The organism is Pseudomonas sp. MYb60 (assembly GCF_002979555.1).
GTDB lineage: Bacteria > Pseudomonadota > Gammaproteobacteria > Pseudomonadales > Pseudomonadaceae > Aquipseudomonas.
In genome coordinates this window covers 66750-87116 of the sequence record NZ_PCOZ01000012.1, presented here as the reverse complement: position 1 = coordinate 87116, position 20367 = coordinate 66750, and the positions used below count along the sequence as shown (strand labels likewise).

At 63.1% G+C, this 20367-nt stretch carries 17 protein-coding genes; 12 read left to right on the top strand and 5 right to left on the bottom strand.

Annotated elements, in window-relative coordinates:
- Positions 1-26: 26 nt before the first annotated feature.
- The 12 genes from CQ041_RS19510 (at position 27) to CQ041_RS19450 (ending at position 15062) form a co-directional block, all read left to right on the top strand.
- Positions 27-1988 (top strand): methyl-accepting chemotaxis protein, encoded by a 1962-nt coding sequence (locus tag CQ041_RS19510; RefSeq protein WP_105521923.1) that lies wholly within the window; start codon positions 27-29, stop codon positions 1986-1988.
- A gap of 196 nt (positions 1989-2184) precedes the next feature.
- Positions 2185-2640: a type II 3-dehydroquinate dehydratase gene (aroQ, locus tag CQ041_RS19505; RefSeq protein ID WP_056860456.1), complete on the top strand. Its 456-nt coding sequence runs from the start codon at positions 2185-2187 to the stop codon at positions 2638-2640.
- 24 nt (positions 2641-2664) lie between these two features.
- Positions 2665-3126 carry an acetyl-CoA carboxylase biotin carboxyl carrier protein gene (accB, locus tag CQ041_RS19500; RefSeq protein WP_105521924.1) on the top strand — a complete coding sequence of 154 codons (462 nt, stop codon included), beginning with the start codon at positions 2665-2667 and terminating at the stop codon, positions 3124-3126.
- 17 nt (positions 3127-3143) lie between these two features.
- On the top strand, positions 3144-4505 hold the full coding sequence (accC, locus tag CQ041_RS19495; RefSeq protein WP_105521925.1) for an acetyl-CoA carboxylase biotin carboxylase subunit: 1362 nt from the start codon (positions 3144-3146) through the stop codon (positions 4503-4505).
- A 184-nt stretch (positions 4506-4689) separates the two neighbouring features.
- Positions 4690-5568 carry a 50S ribosomal protein L11 methyltransferase gene (prmA, locus tag CQ041_RS19490; protein WP_105521926.1) on the top strand — a complete coding sequence of 293 codons (879 nt, stop codon included), beginning with the start codon at positions 4690-4692 and terminating at the stop codon, positions 5566-5568.
- A 30-nt stretch (positions 5569-5598) separates the two neighbouring features.
- Positions 5599-6828: a DUF3426 domain-containing protein gene (locus tag CQ041_RS19485; RefSeq protein ID WP_105521927.1), complete on the top strand. Its 1230-nt coding sequence runs from the start codon at positions 5599-5601 to the stop codon at positions 6826-6828.
- A 185-nt stretch (positions 6829-7013) separates the two neighbouring features.
- The gene (gene dusB / locus CQ041_RS19475; RefSeq protein WP_105521929.1) at positions 7014-8027 is read left to right on the top strand and encodes a tRNA dihydrouridine synthase DusB; all 1014 of its coding nucleotides are present in this window, start codon (positions 7014-7016) and stop codon (positions 8025-8027) included.
- Positions 8024-8344, top strand: coding sequence for a DNA-binding transcriptional regulator Fis (fis, locus tag CQ041_RS19470; RefSeq protein WP_002555375.1), 321 nt, complete (start codon positions 8024-8026; stop codon positions 8342-8344). Before dusB ends, fis begins: the two co-directional genes overlap by 4 nt.
- Positions 8345-8426: 82 nt before the next feature.
- Positions 8427-10034 carry a bifunctional phosphoribosylaminoimidazolecarboxamide formyltransferase/IMP cyclohydrolase gene (gene purH / locus CQ041_RS19465; RefSeq protein ID WP_105521930.1) on the top strand — a complete coding sequence of 536 codons (1608 nt, stop codon included), beginning with the start codon at positions 8427-8429 and terminating at the stop codon, positions 10032-10034.
- A gap of 150 nt (positions 10035-10184) precedes the next feature.
- Positions 10185-11477: a phosphoribosylamine--glycine ligase gene (gene purD, locus CQ041_RS19460; protein ID WP_105521931.1), complete on the top strand. Its 1293-nt coding sequence runs from the start codon at positions 10185-10187 to the stop codon at positions 11475-11477.
- Positions 11478-11591: 114 nt separating this feature from the next.
- Positions 11592-14363, top strand: a complete 2772-nt coding sequence (locus CQ041_RS19455; protein ID WP_105521932.1) for a hybrid sensor histidine kinase/response regulator — start codon at positions 11592-11594, stop codon at positions 14361-14363.
- Positions 14364-14465: 102 nt separating this feature from the next.
- Entirely contained in the window at positions 14466-15062 is a 597-nt protein-coding gene (locus tag CQ041_RS19450; protein WP_032890615.1) for a MarC family protein, read from the top strand.
- On the opposite strand, the gene CQ041_RS19445 is transcribed toward CQ041_RS19450, so the two are convergent.
- The 5 genes from CQ041_RS19445 to cobG all read right to left on the bottom strand — a co-directional run bounded on the left by CQ041_RS19445 (position 15059) and on the right by cobG (position 20341).
- On the bottom strand, positions 15059-15838 hold the full coding sequence (locus CQ041_RS19445; protein ID WP_105521933.1) for a hypothetical protein: 780 nt from the start codon (positions 15836-15838) through the stop codon (positions 15059-15061). The genes CQ041_RS19450 and CQ041_RS19445 overlap by 4 nt on opposite strands.
- Before the next feature lie 226 nt (positions 15839-16064).
- Positions 16065-17705, bottom strand: coding sequence for a precorrin-3B C(17)-methyltransferase (gene cobJ / locus CQ041_RS19440; RefSeq protein WP_105521934.1), 1641 nt, complete (start codon positions 17703-17705; stop codon positions 16065-16067).
- Positions 17702-18433 carry a precorrin-2 C(20)-methyltransferase gene (locus tag CQ041_RS19435; RefSeq protein ID WP_105521935.1) on the bottom strand — a complete coding sequence of 244 codons (732 nt, stop codon included), beginning with the start codon at positions 18431-18433 and terminating at the stop codon, positions 17702-17704. Before CQ041_RS19435 ends, cobJ begins: the two co-directional genes overlap by 4 nt.
- Positions 18433-19059, bottom strand: a complete 627-nt coding sequence (locus CQ041_RS19430; RefSeq protein ID WP_105521936.1) for a precorrin-8X methylmutase — start codon at positions 19057-19059, stop codon at positions 18433-18435. The genes CQ041_RS19435 and CQ041_RS19430 overlap by 1 nt, the downstream gene beginning before the upstream one ends.
- A complete protein-coding gene (gene cobG, locus CQ041_RS19425; protein ID WP_277342355.1) occupies positions 19052-20341 on the bottom strand; it encodes a precorrin-3B synthase in 1290 nt (429 codons plus the stop codon). Before cobG ends, CQ041_RS19430 begins: the two co-directional genes overlap by 8 nt.
- Positions 20342-20367: the final 26 nt, after the last annotated feature.

Here is a 20367-nt window from a genome sequence, read left to right as displayed (position 1 = left end):
CCTTTTGCTGTCGGTTGAAACCACGCATGCGCCTGAAGCTGCTGACCAATCTCAATACGCTCTTGTTGGTGGCCGTGTGCCTGGCGCTGGGCGCGACGCTGTGGTGGTCGCAACGCGCGCTGGAGCGGCCTTACCTGCTGATGGAGCGCTACCTGGGCCTGTCCCAGAATTTCCAGAACCAGGCCGCGCGCAATATCGACGACTACCTCGCCAGCGGTGACGCCCTGCGCCTGAGCAGCGCCAGTCAAAGCCTGGAAAGCCTGCTGCAACACCTCGACGAACTGCCCGCAGACCTCGCGCAGAGCCTGCGCCCCAGCCTCACGGACCTGGATGCCTTCGGCAAGACCGACCTGCTGGCCGCTGGCAAATTGGCCGGCGACCCGCAGGCCCTGCTGCTGCAAGCCGAGCGTGAACTGGGAGCGAACCTCGAACAACTCAGCCAGTACGCCCTGGGCGTGAACGCCGCCGAGGCAAGCCGCTATCTGCCACCGCTGCTCGCGGCGTCCCAGCATCTGGGCAAACTGTCCCTCGCACGGGACAAACTGGTGAGCAGCGGTCGTGCCGAACTGGCCGATGACGTGGAACGTGAGCTGGGCAATATGCGCAACCAGGCTGACGTGCTGGAACAACTGCCATTGCTGGGTGTGAAGGCCAGCGCCGAATCCAGCGCGGATGATTTCTCGGCAATGATGGGCTTGGAAAACACCGAGAAAACCGAAGCCCAGGACACCGGCATCGACCTCAAGCGCGAACTCAACAGCCTGCTCAACCGCTACCCCGCCGAGCTCAAGCGTACCCGCGAGCAAATCCAGCAACGCGCCGACCTGGCGGCGGCCACCCGCCTCAAGATCAATGCAGTCCACCAGGCCATCGCCGGCCTGGAGCCGGTAGTGCGCGCCCAGCACGGCACGATCCAAGGCGAAGTGCGCCTGATGCAAGGGCTGATGATCGGCCTGATCCTGCTGATCGCCTTGTTGATCGACACCCTGCAGCGCCGCCTGGCCCGCGTGCTGACCAACCTGGCCCCGGCCTTGTCGACCTGGGCCGAAGGCGACTTCAGCCAGCCGATCGCCCTCGGCAAGACCAACCGCGAACTGCATGACATCGAAGCCTCCCTGAACCGCCTGCGTGCGTACCTGGTGGACTTGGTGGGCACCATCCGCGGCAATGCCGAGCAAGTCGCCGGTAGCAGCCGCACCCTCGCCGAACTCAGCAGCGGCCTGCACGACGGTGCCGAGCGTCAGGCCGGCGACACCGCACAGATCCGCGACTCATTGGGCGAACTCGAAGCGACGATCCAACAGGTGGCCGGTGATGCCAGCCAGGCCGCCGGGGCCAGCCGCAGCGCGGGAGAAGCCGTGGAGCACGGCCAACGCGTCATCGGCCTGAGCCTGACCGGGTTGCATGCCTTGGTGGGCGAAGTGCAGCAAAACGCGCAGATGATCGAGAAACTGGCCGAAGAATCCGCCACCATCGGCGGCGTGCTCACGGTGATCCGCTCGATTGCCGACCAGACCAACCTGCTGGCCCTCAACGCCGCCATCGAGGCCGCCCGTGCCGGTGAAGCCGGGCGAGGTTTTGCGGTGGTCGCCGATGAAGTACGCTCCCTGGCCCAACGGACGGCGGGCGCCACGGCAGAGATCCAGACCCTGATCGCCGGCCTGCAAAGCGCCGCCCACCAATCGGTGGAAGGCATGCGCGCCCAGGTCGAACACGCCGAAGCCACCGCGCAGCAGGCGCAGGCGGCGGACGGTGCGCTGGATGAAATCGTCGGCGCGATCCAGACCATTTCCGACACCGCGGTGCGCATCGCCGATGTCACCGCGCAGCAGAGTGGGGCGGTGAGCGAAATCCGTGACAACAGTGAGCGGATTCATCAGTTGGGTGAGGATAATTTGCTGCGAATAGGCCAGGGCCGCAGCCAGGGTGAGCACTTGTTGGTGCTGGGAGGGCAGCTCAACACGGCCGTACAGGCCTTCCGCGTCTAGCTCAATCATGTGCCACATTTGATCTCCATTGGATTCAAGACTGTGTTGCCAATGACCGGATTCGAGGCCTTAGTCACAAATTTTGCGCTATCCTCGCTAATCGTGCTGCCTACTGCATAGAACTGGACAGTCACAAAGGCTTTGCGGCATAGTCGCCGGGTTCTGTCGTACCCACATCCATAACAAGGAACAGCCGATGGCGACCTTTCTGGTTCTGCACGGACCCAACCTGAACCTGCTCGGCACCCGTGAACCGGGCGTCTACGGGGCAGTCACCCTGGAACAGATCAACCTCGATCTGGAACGCAGGGCCCGTGAAGCCGGCCATCATCTGCTCTACCTGCAAAGCAATGCCGAGTACGAATTGATTGATCGCATTCACGCCGCCCGCGGTGAAGGCGTGGACTTCATCCTGATCAATCCCGCCGCTTTTACGCATACAAGCGTTGCATTACGTGACGCGCTGCTGGCGGTGAGCATCCCATTCATCGAAGTGCATTTGTCCAACGTGCACAAACGCGAAGCTTTCCGCCATCACTCTTACTTCTCCGACGTAGCGGTGGGAGTGATCTGCGGCCTTGGCGCCAGCGGTTACCGACTGGCCCTGGAGGCCGCCCTGGAACAACTTGAACAACCGGCCAAGCGCCCCTGACCGACCCTTGGGAGTTGATGATTCATGGATATCCGTAAAGTTAAGAAACTGATCGAACTGCTGGAAGAGTCCGGTATCGACGAGCTGGAAATCAAGGAAGGCGAAGAGTCCGTACGGATCAGCCGCCACAGCAAGACCCCGGCCCAACAGTTCTACGCGCCACAGCCGATGCAAGCGCCAGCCGCTGCTGCCCCGGCTGCCGCACCTGCCGCCGCCGCTGCTCCAGCAGCACCGGCTGCCCCGGCGCTGAACGGCTTCGTGGTCAAGTCGCCAATGGTCGGTACCTTCTACCGCACCCCGGCACCGACCTCGCCAGCCTTCGTAGAAGTCGGCGCAACCGTGAAAGTGGGCGACACCATCTGCATCGTTGAAGCGATGAAGATGATGAACCACATCACTGCTGAAAAAGCCGGCGTGATCGAATCCATCCTGGTAGAAAACGGTCAGCCGGTTGAGTACGACCAGCCGCTGTTCACCATCGTTTGAACCGCGGAGTGCCTTCGATGTTGAAACCTGCGAAGAAACTGGAAAAAGTCCTGATCGCCAACCGCGGTGAAATCGCCCTGCGAATCCTGCGCGCCTGTAAGGAACAAGGCATCAAGACCGTCGCTGTTTACTCGACGGCCGACTCGGAACTGATGCACGTGAAACTGGCGGACGAAAGCATCTGCATCGGCCCGCCACTGGCCACGAACTCGTACCTGAAAGTCCCAAGCATCATCGCCGCGGCAGAAGTGACCGGCGCTACTGCTATCCACCCTGGCTACGGTTTCCTCGCGGAAAACGCCGACTTCGTCGACCAGGTGGAAAAATCCGGTTTCACGTTCATCGGCCCTAAAGCCGAGACCATCCGCCTGATGGGCGACAAGGTTTCGGCCAAGGACGCGATGATCGCGGCCGGCGTGCCCACTGTTCCTGGTTCCGACGGCCCTCTGCCGGAAGACGAGGAAACCGCCCTGCGCATTGGTCGCGAAGTCGGTTACCCGGTGATCATCAAGGCCGCCGGTGGCGGTGGTGGTCGCGGCATGCGTGTGGTGCACAAGGAAGAGGACCTGATCGAGGCTGCCAAGCAGACCCGTTCCGAAGCCGGTGCCTGGTTCAACAACCCGATGGTCTACCTGGAAAAATACCTGACCAACCCACGTCACGTGGAAGTGCAGGTATTGTCCGACGGCCAGGGCAGTGCCATCCACCTGGGCGACCGCGATTGCTCGCTGCAACGTCGTCACCAGAAGGTACTGGAAGAAGCGCCGGCACCCGGCCTGGACGAAAAAGCTCGCCAGGAAGTCCTGGCTCGCTGCGTCAAGGCATGCATCGACATCAACTACCGTGGCGCTGGCACTTTCGAGTTCCTCTACGAGAACGGTCGTTTCTACTTCATCGAGATGAACACTCGCGTGCAGGTAGAACACCCGGTGTCGGAGATGGTCACCGGTATCGACATCGTCAAGGAGATGCTGAGCATCGCCGCCGGCAACCCGCTGTCCTTCACCCAGGACGACGTGAAGATCCATGGCCACTCCCTGGAGTGCCGGATCAACGCCGAAGACCCGAAGACCTTTATCCCAAGCCCTGGCCTGGTCAAGCATTTCCACGCGCCCGGCGGCAACGGCGTGCGTGTGGATTCGCACCTGTACAGCGGCTACAAGGTTCCGTCCAACTACGACTCGCTGATCGGCAAGCTGATCACCTGGGGCGCCACCCGCGACGAGGCCATGGCCCGTATGCGCAACGCCCTGGACGAAATCGTGGTTGACGGCATCAAGACCAACATCCCGCTGCACCGGGACCTGGTTCGTGATGAAGGCTTCTGCGAAGGTGGTGTGAACATTCACTACCTGGAACACAAGCTGGCCAACCAGTAAGTGCTCCACCCAACAAAACCGCCTTCGGGCGGTTTTGTTGTTTCTGGGCCCTGCATTTCCTGGATGTACACAGCCCCCTCCCACATTTGATCGGTGTATGTCGTCTTCTTCTGTGCGCTCGCGTAAACTTGCGCCCTTTCGCGGCCCTCTCGTCGCACATTCAATTTTTTCAAAGGTGCCCGCCATGCCTTGGCTGCAAGTCCGTCTCGCCATCAGCCCAGAACAAGCCGAAACCTACGAAGACGCGTTCCTCGAAGTGGGCGCTGTGTCGGTCACCTTCATGGACGCCGAAGACCAGCCGATCTTCGAACCCGAGCTCAATACCACCCCGCTGTGGTCCCATACCCACCTGCTGGCCCTGTTCGAAGACGGCACCGACGCTGCCGCCGTACTGGCCCACATGGAACTGCTCACGGGTGGCCCGTTGCCGGAGCATCACAGCGAAGTGATCGAAGACCAGGACTGGGAGCGCAGCTGGATGGACAACTTCCAGCCGATGCGTTTCGGCCAGCGCCTGTGGATCGTGCCGAGCTGGCACGCCGCGCCCGAACCGGACGCCGTCAACCTGCTGCTCGACCCGGGCCTGGCGTTCGGCACCGGCACCCACCCCACCACCGCGCTGTGCCTGGAATGGCTCGACGGCCAGGACCTGAGTGACAGCCACGTGCTGGACTTTGGCTGCGGCTCGGGCATTTTGGCGATTGCCGCTTTATTGCTGGGCGCCAAGGAAGCGGTGGGTACCGACATCGACGTGCAGGCCCTTGAAGCCTCCCGCGATAACGCCGGGCGCAACAACATTCCTGAAGGCAAATTCCCACTTTACCTGCCTGAGGACCTGCCCCAGGTGCAGGCAGACGTCCTGGTGGCCAATATCCTCGCCGGGCCGCTGGTTTCCCTGGCGCCGCAGCTGTCGAGCCTGGTCAAGCCGGGCGGGCGCCTGGCGCTGTCGGGCATCCTCGCCGAACAGGGTGAAGACGTGGCCGCCGCCTACGCCAAGGATTTCGACCTGGACCCGATCGCCAACCGCGACGGCTGGGTACGCATCAGCGGTCGTCGGCGCTAGAATGAGCGCTTGCCTGAATCGGATGGCCGCATGACCGACAGTTTCGTCACCCAGTGCCCGCATTGCCAGACCCGCTTTCGCGTCAACCACGCCCAGTTGAGCGTGGCTCGCGGCGTGGTGCGCTGCGGCTCGTGCCTGCAAGTGTTCAATGCTGCCCGCCAGTTGCTGGAGCAGCAGCGCGCGGGTGCGCCGGATGCTGAGTTGCCGACTGTCGAGCCGGCTGTCGAGCCCCCACGCGCCATCAGCCAGAAGCAATGGACCGCCGAAGAGCTGGACCTGGACAACCTGGACCTGGATGTAGAACTGGCCAAGCTTGAACGCCGCGAGATTCAGCACATGCTGCCCCCCGGCGCGGAGCGTCGCCAACCCGGCGCCGAGCGTCGGCAAATGGACGACACCCTCAGTGCCAGCCGCGAAACGGCCAGGTCCGAGGAAGAAAAATGGGCCTCGAGCCTGTTCAGCGAGCCGCCCGAAGAACGCATCCAACCTGTTGAAGACGAACCTGCCAAGGCACCGGCAGGCCGGGAGCGCACCGAACCGTCGATGTCAGCGCATACCGATGACTTCGATGATGAGCCACCATTGCGCTCAACGCTCGACGATGAGGAGATCGACCCGCCCTTCACCCCCCTGACCCAGTCAGCGGACGACGTCGAACCCGAGGAGCGCCCGCAACCACGCCGCAAACGCCCGCGCACCGACGCCGGCATGCACGACGATATCCTCCAGGACCTGGAAGACGACCCGCTGCACCTCTATGCGCAAAAGCGCTCAGCAAGCTGGGGCCGTCGCCTGCTCTGGATCGTGCTGGTGCTGCTTGCCGCCGCCGGCCTTGCCGGTCAGTACATTGCCTACCAATTCGACGAATTGGCGCGCCAGGACGCGTACCGCCCCTGGTTCCAGCAACTGTGCCCCACACTGGGCTGCACCGTGCCGTCACGGGTCGATATCGCCCACATCAAGAGCAGCAACCTGGTGGTGCGCAGTCATCCGGAGTTCGCCGGGGCCTTGGTGGTGGACGCAATCATCTACAACCGTGCGACCTTCTCCCAACCCTTCCCGCTGCTGGAGCTGCGCTTTGCCGACTTGAACGGCGGCCTGATCGCCAGTCGGCGCTTCAAGCCAGCCGAATACCTCAGTGGCGAACTGGCCGGCGTGAGCGAAATGCCATCGCAGACCCCCATCCACATCTCCCTGGACATCCTCGATCCGGGCAATAAAGCCGTGAATTACAGCCTGAGCTTCCACTCGCCCGAGTGAATCGGTTCACGCCCTGAGGTTTGACGGCGGATTCTTGACTTCACCCCCGCCAACCAAACCGGCAGCGATAAAGAAATAACTGTTCAGATTTTATCCAATTCAGCCTTTATCCAGTCATCGAGAGCGGGTATCATGCCAACCCTTTTTCGAACTCTAATGATCCGGCCCCACAACAGGGAAGTCCTATGTCGGCGGTACGCATCGGCCCATATACATTGCAGAACGGCTTGATTCTCGCCCCAATGGCGGGCGTCACCGACCAGCCCTTTCGTCAGCTGTGCAAGCGTTTGGGCGCAGGTCTTGTAGTCTCGGAAATGGTCACCAGCGACATGAGCTTGTGGAACACCCGCAAGTCGCGCATGCGCATGATCCACGAAGGTGATCCCGAGCCCCGCTCGGTACAGATCGCCGGTGGTGACGCGCAGATGCTGGCGGATGCGGCCCGGGCCAACGTGGAGTTGGGGGCGCAGATCATCGACATCAACATGGGCTGCCCGGCCAAGAAGGTCTGCAACAAGGCCGCCGGTTCCGCGCTGTTGAAAGATGAACAGTTGGTTGCCGAGATCCTGCAGGCCGTTGTCGCCGCAGTCGATGTGCCGGTGACCCTGAAGATCCGTACCGGCTGGGACCGGGACAACAAGAACGGCCTGACGGTGGCGAAGATCGCCGAACAGGCAGGCATTACAGCGCTGGCGGTGCATGGCCGCACCCGCGCCGACCTTTATACCGGTGAAGCCGAGTACGACACCATCGCCGCGATCAAGCAGGCGGTGTCGATGCCCGTCTTTGCCAATGGCGACATCGACTCGGCCGAGAAAGCCCGGCGCGTGCTCAACGCAACCGGTGCCGACGGCCTGTTGATTGGCCGGGCCGCCCAGGGGCGTCCATGGATTTTTCGTGAGATCGAGCATTTCCTGCGTACCGGCGAAGTATTGCCGGCACCGGCGCTGATCGAGGTGGAACGTATTCTGCTAGAGCATCTGGCCGCCCTGCACGCTTTCTACGGAGACGTGATGGGAGTCCGCATTGCTCGAAAGCATGTCGGCTGGTATCTCGCAACCCTGCCGGGCGCCAGGGAGTTTCGCGCCCACTTCAATCGTTTGGATGATACGGAAGCACAGTGCGCCAACGTTCGTGAGTTCTTCAGCGAGCGTTACAAGAGCCTGGGGACAGGGGACGGAGAGGGGGTGGCCGCATGACGATGATGACCGAGACTTTAGTGAGTGGAACAACACCCGTGAGCGACAACGTCAATTTGAAACAGCACCTGAACACGCCGAGCGAAGAAGGCCAGACCCTTCGCGGGAGTGTCGAGAAGGCGCTGCACAATTATTTCGCCCACCTTGAGGGCGCTTCCGTCACGGACGTGTACAACCTGGTGCTCTCCGAAGTCGAGGCGCCCTTGCTCGAAAGCGTGATGAACTACGTGAAGGGCAACCAGACCAAAGCCAGTGAGCTGCTGGGCCTCAACCGTGGCACCTTGCGCAAAAAGCTCAAGCAGTACGATTTGTTGTAAGCATTCAATCAAACCAGAAAGGCGCCCGCGTAAAAAACGGTCGCCTTTTTTGCTGACTCCTTTGCTTTTGATGGAAATTGAAATGACCGACCAGACTACCCGCCTGCCGATCCGCCGCGCCTTGATCAGCGTTTCCGACAAGACCGGCATCCTCGAATTTGCCCGGGAGCTGGAAGCCCTGGGCGTGGAAATCCTCTCCACGGGCGGGACCTTCAAACTGCTGCAGGACAACGGCGTGGCCGCAGTGGAAGTGGCGGACTACACCGGTTTCGCAGAAATGATGGACGGTCGGGTCAAGACCCTGCACCCGAAAATCCACGGCGGCATCCTCGGCCGTCGCGGTACCGACGACGCGATCATGGCCGAGCACGGCATCAAGCCGATCGACCTGGTAGCCGTCAACCTGTACCCGTTCGAGGCCACCATCAACAAGCCAGGCTGCGACCTGCCGACCGCCATCGAAAACATCGATATCGGCGGCCCGACCATGGTTCGCTCGGCAGCCAAGAACCACAAGGACGTGGCCATCGTGGTCAACGCCAGCGACTACGCCAATGTACTCGAAGGCCTGAAAGCCGGCGGCCTGACCTACGCCCAGCGCTTCGACCTGATGCTCAAGGCGTTCGAGCACACCGCCGCCTACGACGGCATGATCGCCAACTACATGGGCACCGTTGACCAGGCCGCTGAAACCCTGTCGACCGAAGGCCGCAGCCAGTTCCCGCGCACCTTCAACAGCCAGTTCATCAAGGCCCAGGAAATGCGCTACGGCGAGAACCCGCACCAGAGCGCGGCGTTCTACGTAGAGGCCAAGCCAGCCGAAGTGGGCATCGCCACCGCGACCCAATTGCAAGGCAAGGAACTGTCCTACAACAACGTGGCCGACACCGACGCTGCGCTGGAATGTGTGAAGAGCTTCGTCAAGCCGGCCTGCGTGATCGTCAAGCACGCCAACCCGTGCGGCGTGGCCGTGAGCCCGGACGCTGAAGGCGGTATCCGCCAGGCATACGAACTGGCCTATGCCACCGACACCGAATCGGCGTTTGGCGGCATCATCGCCTTCAACCGTGAACTGGATGCCGAGACCGCCAAGGCGATCGTCGAGCGTCAGTTCGTGGAAGTGATCATCGCGCCATCCGTGAGCATCGAGGCCCGCGCCATCGTGGCGGCCAAAGCCAATGTACGCCTGCTGGCCTGCGGCGAGTGGTCGGCTGACCGCGCTGCGGCCTGGGACTACAAACGCGTCAACGGCGGCCTGCTGGTACAGAGCCGCGACATCGGCATGATCGGTAGTGAAGACCTCAAGGTCGTGACCAAGCGCGCCCCGACCGAGCAAGAGATCAACGACCTGATCTTCGCCTGGAAAGTGGCCAAGTACGTTAAATCCAATGCCATCGTCTACGCCAAGAACCGCCAGACCATCGGTGTCGGCGCCGGCCAGATGAGCCGCGTGAACTCGGCGCGTATCGCCGCGATCAAGGCTGAGCATGCGGGTCTGCAGGTAGTGGGCTCGGTGATGGCGTCTGATGCGTTCTTCCCGTTCCGCGATGGCCTGGACAACGCCGCGAAAGCCGGTGTGACCGCCGTGATCCAACCGGGTGGTTCGATGCGTGATGCCGAAGTCATCGCAGCTGCCGACGAAGCCGGCATCGCCATGGTGTTCACTGGCATGCGCCACTTCCGCCACTAAACAGCACCGCTTTTCACCTGTAGGAGCGAGCTTGCTCGCGAAGAACTTGAGGACGATGCGGGGTGTCAGGTTTCCCCGTTTATCGTTGACGACTTTCGCGAGCACGCTCGCTCCTACAGAAAAGCACAGCGTTTCTCAGAGGTTTTTGAAATGAATGTTTTGATCATTGGCAGCGGTGGCCGCGAACACGCCCTGGCCTGGAAAGTTGCCCAGGACCCACGCGTCCAAAAAGTATTCGTCGCCCCCGGCAATGCTGGCACCGCCATTGAAGCCAAGTGCGAGAACGTCGCCATCGACGTACTGGCCCTGGAACAACTGGCCGATTTCGCTGAAAAGAATGTGTCCCTGACCATCGTCGGCCCTGAAGTCCCACTGGTTGCAGGCGTTGTGGACCTGTTCCGCAGCCGTAACCTGGATTGCTTCGGCCCAACCGCCGGCGCGGCCCAGCTGGAAGGCTCCAAGGCGTTCACCAAGGACTTCCTGGCGCGTCACAAGATCCCGACCGCCGACTACCAGAACTTCACCGAGATCGAGCCGGCCCTGGCTTACCTGCGTGAAAAAGGTGCGCCGATCGTGATCAAGGCTGACGGCCTGGCTGCGGGCAAAGGCGTGATCGTCGCGATGACCCTGCAGGAAGCCGAAGACGCCGTGCGCGACATGCTCGCTGGCAACGCCTTTGGTGACGCCGGCTCGCGCGTGGTGATCGAAGAATTCCTCGACGGCGAAGAAGCCAGCTTCATCGTGATGGTCGACGGCAAGAACGTCCTGCCAATGGCCACCAGCCAGGACCACAAGCGCGTCGGCGACGGCGACACCGGCCCGAACACCGGCGGCATGGGTGCCTACTCCCCTGCCCCGGTGGTGACCGCTGACGTGCACCAGCGCGTGATGGACCTGGTCATCTGGCCAACCGTGCGCGGCATGGCCCAGGAAGGCAACGTGTACACCGGCTTCCTGTACGCCGGCCTGATGATCGACAAGGCGGGCAACCCGAAAGTCATCGAATTCAACTGCCGTTTCGGCGACCCGGAAACCCAACCTGTGATGCTGCGCCTGCAGTCGAGCCTGGTACTGCTGGTGGAAGCCGCCCTGGCCCAGGCCCTGGACAAGGTTGAAGCGCAGTGGGACCCACGTCCGAGCGTCGGCATCGTACTGGCAGCCGGTGGCTACCCGGCCGACTACGCCAAGGGCGACGTGATCGACGGCCTGGACGCGGCGGCAACGCTGGAAGGCAAAGTCTTCCACGCCGGCACCGCGCTCAAGGACGGCCAGGTCGTGACCGCCGGTGGCCGCGTGTTGTGCGCGACCGCCATGGGCGCCAGCGTCGACGCTGCGCAGCAACAAGCGTACAAGCTGGCCGAGAAGATCAGCTGGAAGGGCTGCTTCTATCGCAAGGACATCGGCTACCGCGCCATTGCACGCGAACGAGGCGAGAACCTGTAAGCCGTCCGCGTCGGTAGCTATCCGTTCGGCTAGGCAAGGGCCTTTGGCCCTTGCCGTATACACGCGACCCCGCGCATAGTTAACCCGTGCATCAACCTACGAAGGGATTTCGCCGTGCGCTGGCTCAGGATCGCCATAGGTTTTACTGTCAGTCTGCTGACGCTGCTCTGCCTCTTTCCGGCCCAAGTCGCCGCGCAAGGCAGTGGCTGGGCAGTATTGCTCGATGAACAGTCCGACCTGCAGTTGAGCGACATCCGTTCCTCACGCTACATCAATCAATTCAGCCCCATCGAACTCGACCGCATCACGGCCGCACCGCCGGACGGTGCGTTGTGGGTGCGCTTCAAGCTGCAACCCGGTACGCACGAGCAAGTGCTGCGGGTATTCGCCCCGGACCTGTCCCACCTGAGCCTCTATGTATTGGACGGCGACAGCCTGGTGGACCAACAGAGCACCGGCACGCGCCAGGCCCAGTCCGATCGCCCATTGCCCAGCAGCGATTTCATGCTGCCGATGCCCCAGAGCACCAAGCCTCTGGACGTGTACATGCGCCTGGTCTCGGAACACGAACTGCGCCCCTATATCACCCTGGAGCCGGCCGTGCTGGCTGCCGCCGACCAAACCCAGACGCTGATCTACGGCCTGTTGTTCGGCTGCCTGCTGATGCTGATCCTGCACAACCTCTCGCGCTTCGCCTACCACCGCTCGCGCAGCAGCCTGTGGCTGGCGGCCTGCGAATTGCTGCTGATGCTCAGCCTCGCGCTGCTGCTCAACCTGGTCGGCCCCTGGCTGCCGAACTGGCATGGCATCCAGACGCCAGGCGCCTACCTGGCCCTGTTGCTCACCGCACCGTGCGGGCTGATGTTCGCCTATCGCTTCTTCATGCCCCTGGGCCCGCACCCGCTGAACAAACTGCTGATGGCCGATATCCTGCTCATCGTGCTGTGTGGCCTGCTGCTGTTGTTCGTCAACACCTTGCCGCTGAACATCATCACTTACGCGCTGGTGGCGCTGGCCGGCCTGAGCATGCTGTTTGTCTCGGCTTATCACTGGCAAAAAGGCTACCGCCCGGCGCGTCTGTTCGTCGCCGGGATGGTGGTATTCAACACCGGCACGCTGATCATCCTGCCGGCCCTGCTCGGCCTGACCCTGCTGGCGCCCCAGGGCCTGATCCTGACCCTCCTCGGGTTTATCTGCCTCAGCGGCCTGCTGATGAGCCTGGCCCTGGGCGAGCGCCAGCGTGCCATCGTCGAGGCGCGTTTCAGCCTCAGCCGCGACCTGGCCGCCAGCAACGCCGAGATCGCCGCCAAGGCCGAGTTCCTGGCCAAGATCAGCCACGAGATCCGCACCCCCATGAACGGCGTGCTGGGCATGACCGAACTGTTGCTGGGCACACCGCTGTCGGTGAAGCAGCGCGACTACGTGCAGACCATCCACAGTGCCGGCAACGAGCTGCTCACGCTGATCAACGAGATCCTCGATATCTCCAAGCTCGAATCCGGCCAGATCGAGCTGGACGACGTGCAGTTCGACCTCAATGCCCTGATCGACGATTGCCTGAGCATCTTCCGCGCCAAGGCCGAGCAGCAGAATGTCGAGCTGATCAGCTTTATCCAGCCCCAGGTGCCCCGGGTGATCAGCGGCGACCCGACGCGCCTGCGCCAGGCGCTGTTGAGCCTGCTGGAAAACGCCCTGCAAAAAACCGACGAGGGCGAAGTGCTGATCGTCGTGGCCCTCGACGACCGCAGCACCACACCGCGCTTGCGCATCGCAGTGCAGGACAGCGGCATCCCGATGGAAGCCGCCGAGCGCGATGCCCTGCTGCACAGCGAACTGCACAGCAAGAACTTCCTTTCGGCGACGCGCCTGAGCGGCCACCTGGGCCTGGTGATTGCGCGCCAATTGATCCTGCTGATGAACGGCGAGTTCGGCATCAAGAGCGGCAGCCTTCAGGGCAGCACTCTTTGGCTGACTCTGCCGCTGGACCCGGAACGCCTGGAGCACCCCACGTCCGACCTCGACGGCCCGCTCAAGGGTGCGCGCGTGCTGGTGGTGGACGACAACGACACCTGCCGCAAAGTGCTGGTGCAGCAATGCTCGGCCTGGGGCCTCAACGTCAGCGCCGTGCCGTCCGGCAAGGAAGCCCTGGCGCTGCTGCGCACCAAGGCGCACCTGCGCGACTACTTCGACGTGGTCCTGCTGGACCAGAACATGCCCGGCATGACCGGCATGCAGCTGGCCGCGAAGATCAAGGAAGACCCGAGCCTGAACCACGACATCCTGTTGATCATGCTCACCGGTATCAGCAATGCGCCAAGCAAGATCATCGCGCGCAACTGCGGGATCAAGCGCATCCTCGCCAAGCCGGTGGCCGGCTACACCCTCAAGACCACCCTGGCCGACGAATTGACCCAGCGCAGCAAGGGCGGCGCGCCTCAACGCCCGCAGCCGGTTGCCCCGGCGGCCGTCACCGTGCCCGAGAACTTCCGCATCCTGGTGGCCGAAGACAACAGCATCTCCACCAAAGTGATCCGCGGCATGCTCGGCAAGCTCAACCTCAACCCGGACACGGCCAGCAACGGTGAGGAAGCGCTGGAAGCGATGAAAGCCCAGCGCTATGACCTGGTGCTGATGGACTGCGAAATGCCGATCCTCGACGGTTTCTCGGCGACCCAGCAGCTGCGTGCCTGGGAAGTCAGCCACCAGCGCATTCGCACGCCGGTCGTGGCGTTGACGGCGCATATCCTTTCGGAACACAAAGAGCGCGCACGCCAGGCCGGCATGGATGGGCACATGGCCAAGCCAGTGGAGTTGTCGCAGTTGCGCGAGCTGGTGGAGTTCTGGGTAGCCCAGCGCCAACAGCGCCCCGAGCACGCCCCTTCTTAAGATTGAAAGGCAGTCAACTGTGGGAGGGGGCAAGCCCCCTCCCACATTTGATCTCGTTCGCCTGATAGACTCGACACACCTTACCCGCCGCGAGCCTCCCCCATGCTCCACGTGTTATTCAGCGTCTACCTGAAAATGCTGGTGCTCTACAGCCCGTTCTTCGTGCTGTCCTGCTTTATCAGCCTGACCCGTGGTTATTCGAGCAAGGAACGCCGCCGCCTGGCCTGGAAAGTGGCGCTGGCGACGCTGGTCTCGAGCGTGTTGCTCTACTTGTTCGGCCGGGTGATTTTCAGCGTGTTCGGCATCACCGTCGACGCCTTCCGCATCGGCGCTGGCAGTGTGCTGTTCATCTCCGCCCTGGGCATGGCCCAGGGCAAGTCGGCGGTGCAGACCGACAATGTGCAGCAGGACGTGACCATCGTACCGCTGACCATCCCCCTCACCGTCGGCCCGGGCACCATCGGTGCGTTGCTGGTGATGGGCGTGAGCCAGCCGCACTGGGACGACAAGATCACCGCCATCCTCAGCATCGCCCTGGCCAGCTTCACGGTGGGCGTGGTGCTGTACCTGTCCAACCGCATCGAGCGGATCCTCGGTGACCAGGGCTTGCAGATTGTCAGCCGCCTGATGGGCTTGTTCGTGTGCGCCCTCGCCGCACAAATCATCTTTACCGGGGTGCGCGGTTATCTGGTGCCCTAGATGCGGTACTTGGCAATTGCCAACTGCACCTTGTCACCCGCACTGTCGCGCATCAGTTGCAGGGTTTTTTCGTTGACCACCGACGTATTCAGCACCAGGCACGTCTGCCCGCTGAAGGCCTCGAACGAGGAGCTGTCCCACTCCAGAAACGGCAGGCCGACTTGCTTGCTCACCCCGCGAGTGCTGTAGGTCACCAGCACCATCGTCACTTCGCCGGCGGACTCGACACAGGAGGCCAGGCCAAAATCGCCCCCCTGCTGCACCGTGCAGTTACGTTTGAACAACTCGAACGACGCCGGCTGTCGCTTGAGCGCCTCCAGCGCGTCGGCCGCCAACGTGGGCAAGGCATTGAGCAATGGCCCGGCCAGCGTCATCGAGGCCAACATCCCCGCGATCATGTTCAGCGCCGCCAGCTGCACTGTCAGCCCCTTGCCGGCGCTCGACACCCGCTCAAAGCTGCTGCGCACCGGCAGCCAACCCAGGCTGATCATCACCTTGATAAATTCGTCATACCAGCCTTCCGTGCCTCGCTGCACCTTCAGCACATCGCTCACATAACTGCTGGCGAGCAAGTAACTTTTGCGCACGTATTCGCGATTCAACGCCGACATGCCCTGCACAAACGAAATCACGCCGTTGTTCACCACCGCCGCGTTGCATTCATCCTCGGCGTCCACCGCCAGGGTCGGCTGCAACCCCGGTGCCCCCGGCAGCTTGTAGGCGGCAATCAATTTTCGCCTTTTTGCACTGATGGTCCTTCTGTGATGTCGCTCCATTGCAGTTCTCCACAAGCACCCCAACATGGGGCTTGTTTTCACACTAGACCAGCTGCCGAGGGGCTTTCCATGCCACAAACATCCCTTGGCGCGACCCCATGGAACAGGCTGACCAGCGATCACGGGGCCACAGGTTTTTTCATCGCCAAAAAAAGAAAAAGCTCCGAATGACAGTGGGCATTCACCCACTGTCATTCGGAGCTTTCCGGCGCCAACAACGGCGTTTTCAGGACAGCGGTTTTTCGCCGTACCAACGTGGCGTGTACACCCAATCGCCGCCGCCGGCGCGCGGAAACACGCAGGTGGTGGATGAGCCGATCAGCACCATGGTGCGCATGTCCACCTGCTCAGGCGTGAGTTGCCCGAGGGTGGTGACGCGCAAGGTCTGGCCCGGACGACCGATATCACGCCCCAGCACCACCGGTGTTTGCGGCGTGCGATGCAGCGCGACGATCTCCAGCGCACGCCCCAACTGCCACGGCCGCGAACGGGAGATCGGGTTGTAGAACGCCAGCGCCAGGTCGGCCTGGGACGCGAGGTCCAGGCGCTTTTCGATGATCGCCCAGGGCTTGAGGTTGTCCGACAGCGACATCACGCAGAAATCATGTCCCAACGGCGCACCCGCCTGGGCAGCGGTGGCCAGGGAGGCCGAGACGCCGGGCAGGATTTCCAGGTCGACCTGATGCCAGGCCGGGTCGCTGGATTCGTGAAGCGCCTCGATCACCGCAGCAGCCATGGCAAACACACCCGGGTCGCCGGACGACACCACCACCACCGAACGGCCCTGGGCCGCCAGTTCAAACGCGTGGCGGGCGCGTTGCATTTCTTCGCGATTGTCGGTGCAGTGCTGCACCTGATCATCACGGAACGGCCCGGCCATGCGCACATAGGTTTCGTAACCGAGCACGTCGGTGCAGCGCGCCAGTTCGGCTTTCACCGCGGGCACCATCAACTCGGCGGCGCCCGGGCCCAGGCCGATCACGGCGAGGCGGCCACGCACGCGGCCCACTTGCGACAACTCCAAAGGTTGCTCGGCAACGTCAATGACGATATCGGCGTCCTGCTGCACGCTGACAAAACGCAGCGGCACACCCAACGTCAGCGCCGCCTCGTGCAACGACGCTTCAGCCATCTGCGTATCACTGGCCAACAGGCACGCCAGGGATTGCACGGCGATGCCCGCCTCATGCAACGCTGCGCGTACACGCTCAGCCAGGTGCGCGCCGGGCTGGCAGGTCACGCTGACGTTCTTGGGGTAGATTAGTAGTTCATTGGCGGCAGGTGTGCGCTCGGCATTGCCCACGTGAATTGCCAGGCGCGCCTGTTGGTCCTGCGGCAGGTTGGCTTGATCCAACCACGGCGCGGCGCCTTCGATGCGCACGCTCTCGCCGGCCAGCAGGTCGGACACGAAGCGCTTGCCCAGCTCCAGGTCGGCCAGTTCATAACCACTCGGCGGGTTGAGCAGGCAGGTGCCGAAACGCAACTCGCCACTGGTGGTGATCGCCGCGGCGACGTCCAAAGCCGCCGCGATTTCCCGCGCCATCACATTCACTCCGCCCAGGCCACCGAGCAACGGCACCACGGCGCTGCCGTCTTCGGCCACCGCCAGCACGGCGGGTTCTTCGCCTTTCTCCAGCAGCAGCGGCGCCAGGGTGCGGATCACGATGCCAGCGGCGCACAGCGCAATCAGCGGCGTGCCTTGCTGGTACAGCTGGCGCAGGGTCTCGCCAAATTCGCTGTAGGCCAGGTCGGCCCCTTCAACGCGGCCTGCCAGGCCGTGGATCAGCGCGCCAGGGTAAACCTGCTGGATGCTGCGCGCTGTGGCCAGGCTGCCCTGGCCAAGGATCACAATCGCCGGGCTCTTCAACCTTGCCACCGTTCACCGGGCACGATGATCAGAGAGAAGTACGGCGAGGACGACGGATCGACCTGATCCAGCGCCACGATTTTCTGGTTGGCCATGGTGGCGCGTTCCACATACAGCGCGCGTCCGGCCAGGCCGAGTTCTTCCAGCACCTGGCGCACTTTCGGGAAATTGCGACCCAGCTTCATGATCACGGCCGCGTCGGCATCCGCCAGGCGACGCTTGAGGTCTTCGTGGGGCAACACCCCCGAGAGCACCGACAAACTCTGGTTGCGATACACCAACGGCGCGCCCAGCACCGAGGCGCCGCCGAGCATCGAGCACACACCCGGAATCACCTGGGCTTCATAGCGTTCGGCCAGGCGGTCGTGCAGGTACATGTAGGAACCGTAGAAGAACGGGTCACCTTCGCAGATCACCGCCACGTCACGGCCGGCATCCAGGTGCGCAGCCACGTCGACGCTGGCCGCATCGTAGAAATCGCTGATCACCTGCTCGTAGGACATCGGCGCCGGCAGCACCTCGGTGGTCACCGGGTAGACCAGTGGCATCAGGGTTTGCTGGGGCACCAAGTGGTCCTCGATGATGCCGAAGGCGTTACCCTTTTTGCCCTTGGCCACGAAGTACGCCACCACCGGTGATTCGCGCAGCAGGCGCAGGGCCTTGAGGGTGATCAATTCCGGATCGCCGGGCCCCACGCCCAGGCCGATCAAACGTCCACGTGCCTGCATTATTCGACCTCCGTGGCCAGGGCATTCACCGCTGCAGCGGCCATCGCACTGCCGCCCAGCCGGCCCTGCATGATCACAAACGGCACGCCACGGCTGTCGGCGGCGAGCATCGCCTTGGATTCGGCAGCGCCGACGAAGCCCACCGGGAAACCGAGGATCAACGCCGGTTTCGGCGCGCCCGCATCGATCATTTCCAGCAGGTAGAACAAAGCGGTCGGCGCGTTGCCGATCACCACCACGCTGCCTTCCAGGTGCGGGCGCCACAACTCCAGCGCGGCGGCGGAACGGGTGTTGCCCAGTTCGCGCGCCAGCTCCGGCACGCTGTCGTCGCGCAGGGTGCAGATCACTTCGTTGTTGGCCGGCAGGCGCGCACGGGTCACGCCTTCGGAGACCATGCGCGCATCACACAGGATCGGCGCACCGGCCGCCAACGCATCGCGCCCAGCCTTGCCGGCACCTTCGGAGAATTGCAGGCCGTCAATGGCCTCGACCATGCCACAGGCATGTATCACCCGCACCGCGAGTTTTTCCAGGTCGGCCGGGATACGGTCCAACTTGGCTTCCGCGCGAATAATGGCGAAGGAGTTGCGATAGATCTCCTGACCGTCGCGGATGTAATCAATCATCGGTGTTGCTCCGTGGGCGGGCGCGCAGCAAGGCGCCCGTCGCTTCAATAGAAAGGGCATGCGCGTGCAGCCGGCCGAAGCCTGGAAGGGCTGCATCGCGGAAATAGAGGTCGTAATGGCCGGGGCTCACGGCCAGCAAGGTGACTGGCGCGGTGTGCGCCGCCGCACAGGAACGGGGGCAGCCGGACAGGTGAACGTCGTGGCCCGGTTGCAGGGCGGCGAGTTGCGCGGCGTCGGCCTTGGTGTCGGCCAGAGCCTTGCCACAGCCGCTGGAGCCGGTGCAGGCAACCATGTGCGCCAGAGGCTGGTCGACTGAACACAGAAAGCCAAGCTGCGCCAGGCGCTCGGTCACGGCGTGGGGTTTTTCGATGTTGGGAAACAGCACGCCCTGCCAGGGGGTGAAGCGCAAGGTGCCGTCGCCGTAGTCGCTGGCCAGTTGGGCCGCGCCTTTGAGCATCGTCGAATCCAGACGGCCCAAGGGTGCGATGGCGGCCACGTACAGCTTGTTATGTTGATGCTGTGGATAAGTCCCAAGGTGCAACAAAGCGCCGCTGGGCGGTCGCTTGAAGCCATGCGCCGGCAATAACGGCAGGCTGAGATGGCTCAATAACTTATCCACAGCCAGATGACGCATACGGGTTTGCTCTGGCGTGGCGAGGTCAAGAAACGCCTCAAGCACGGCCACCACCAGTGCATGCCCCTGCTCCAGCGGCACGGCGGCCAGCGGCGCATCCAGCCCCGGGCAACCGGCCAGGCCGAAGGCCAGGAGCGTCTGGCCATCGCGCACGAACGCCGACAGCCACAGGTCGTGATGGTGCTCGAGCATTGCCAAGTCCTCACCGCCATCCAGTTGCACGGCAAACTTGGCCGACAGCTCATGGAAACGCGGGTGGCTTTGCAGGGTATTGAGGATCTGCTCGGCCAGCGGGCGGGTGTCGAAGAGCATCTGCGGGTCGATGCCGGCGCTGGGGCTGAGCATCAGGTTGCGCACGTCGTCGCCGGCGGCGTTGTTGGGGCCGAGACCGGCCGCCAGCAGCCTCGCGATCAACGCGTCCTCTTCAGCGCCAATCCCGCGAACCTGCAGGTTGGCGCGGTTGGTCGCTTCGATCACCCCGCCCGCGTAGGCCTGGGCTGCGACTGCCACCGCATGGGCCTGCTGTGCCGTGATGGAGCCGCCGGCCAGTTTGATCCGGCAAATGCCGCCGTCCAACGCCTGGACAATACGCAGCAACCCCGGACAAGCCGAGGGGCGCAAGGTATTCACAGCGGGCGTTGGGTTCACGGGGCTACCGGTTCACAGGTAAAGGC

Coding starts and splice junctions, on each gene's coding strand:
- accC (WP_105521925.1), top strand. CDS start 3,144: ATGTTGAAACCTGCGAAGAAACTGGAAAAAGTCCTGATCGCCAACCGC.
- accB (WP_105521924.1), top strand. CDS start 2,665: ATGGATATCCGTAAAGTTAAGAAACTGATCGAACTGCTGGAAGAGTCC.
- prmA (WP_105521926.1), top strand. CDS start 4,690: ATGCCTTGGCTGCAAGTCCGTCTCGCCATCAGCCCAGAACAAGCCGAA.
- CQ041_RS19485 (WP_105521927.1), top strand. CDS start 5,599: ATGACCGACAGTTTCGTCACCCAGTGCCCGCATTGCCAGACCCGCTTT.
- purD (WP_105521931.1), top strand. CDS start 10,185: ATGAATGTTTTGATCATTGGCAGCGGTGGCCGCGAACACGCCCTGGCC.
- purH (WP_105521930.1), top strand. CDS start 8,427: ATGACCGACCAGACTACCCGCCTGCCGATCCGCCGCGCCTTGATCAGC.
- CQ041_RS19510 (WP_105521923.1), top strand. CDS start 27: ATGCGCCTGAAGCTGCTGACCAATCTCAATACGCTCTTGTTGGTGGCC.
- CQ041_RS19435 (WP_105521935.1), bottom strand. CDS start 18,433: ATGCAGGCACGTGGACGTTTGATCGGCCTGGGCGTGGGGCCCGGCGAT.
- CQ041_RS19430 (WP_105521936.1), bottom strand. CDS start 19,059: ATGATTGATTACATCCGCGACGGTCAGGAGATCTATCGCAACTCCTTC.
- dusB (WP_105521929.1), top strand. CDS start 7,014: ATGTCGGCGGTACGCATCGGCCCATATACATTGCAGAACGGCTTGATT.
- fis (WP_002555375.1), top strand. CDS start 8,024: ATGACGATGATGACCGAGACTTTAGTGAGTGGAACAACACCCGTGAGC.
- CQ041_RS19445 (WP_105521933.1), bottom strand. CDS start 15,838: ATGGAGCGACATCACAGAAGGACCATCAGTGCAAAAAGGCGAAAATTG.
- aroQ (WP_056860456.1), top strand. CDS start 2,185: ATGGCGACCTTTCTGGTTCTGCACGGACCCAACCTGAACCTGCTCGGC.
- CQ041_RS19450 (WP_032890615.1), top strand. CDS start 14,466: ATGCTCCACGTGTTATTCAGCGTCTACCTGAAAATGCTGGTGCTCTAC.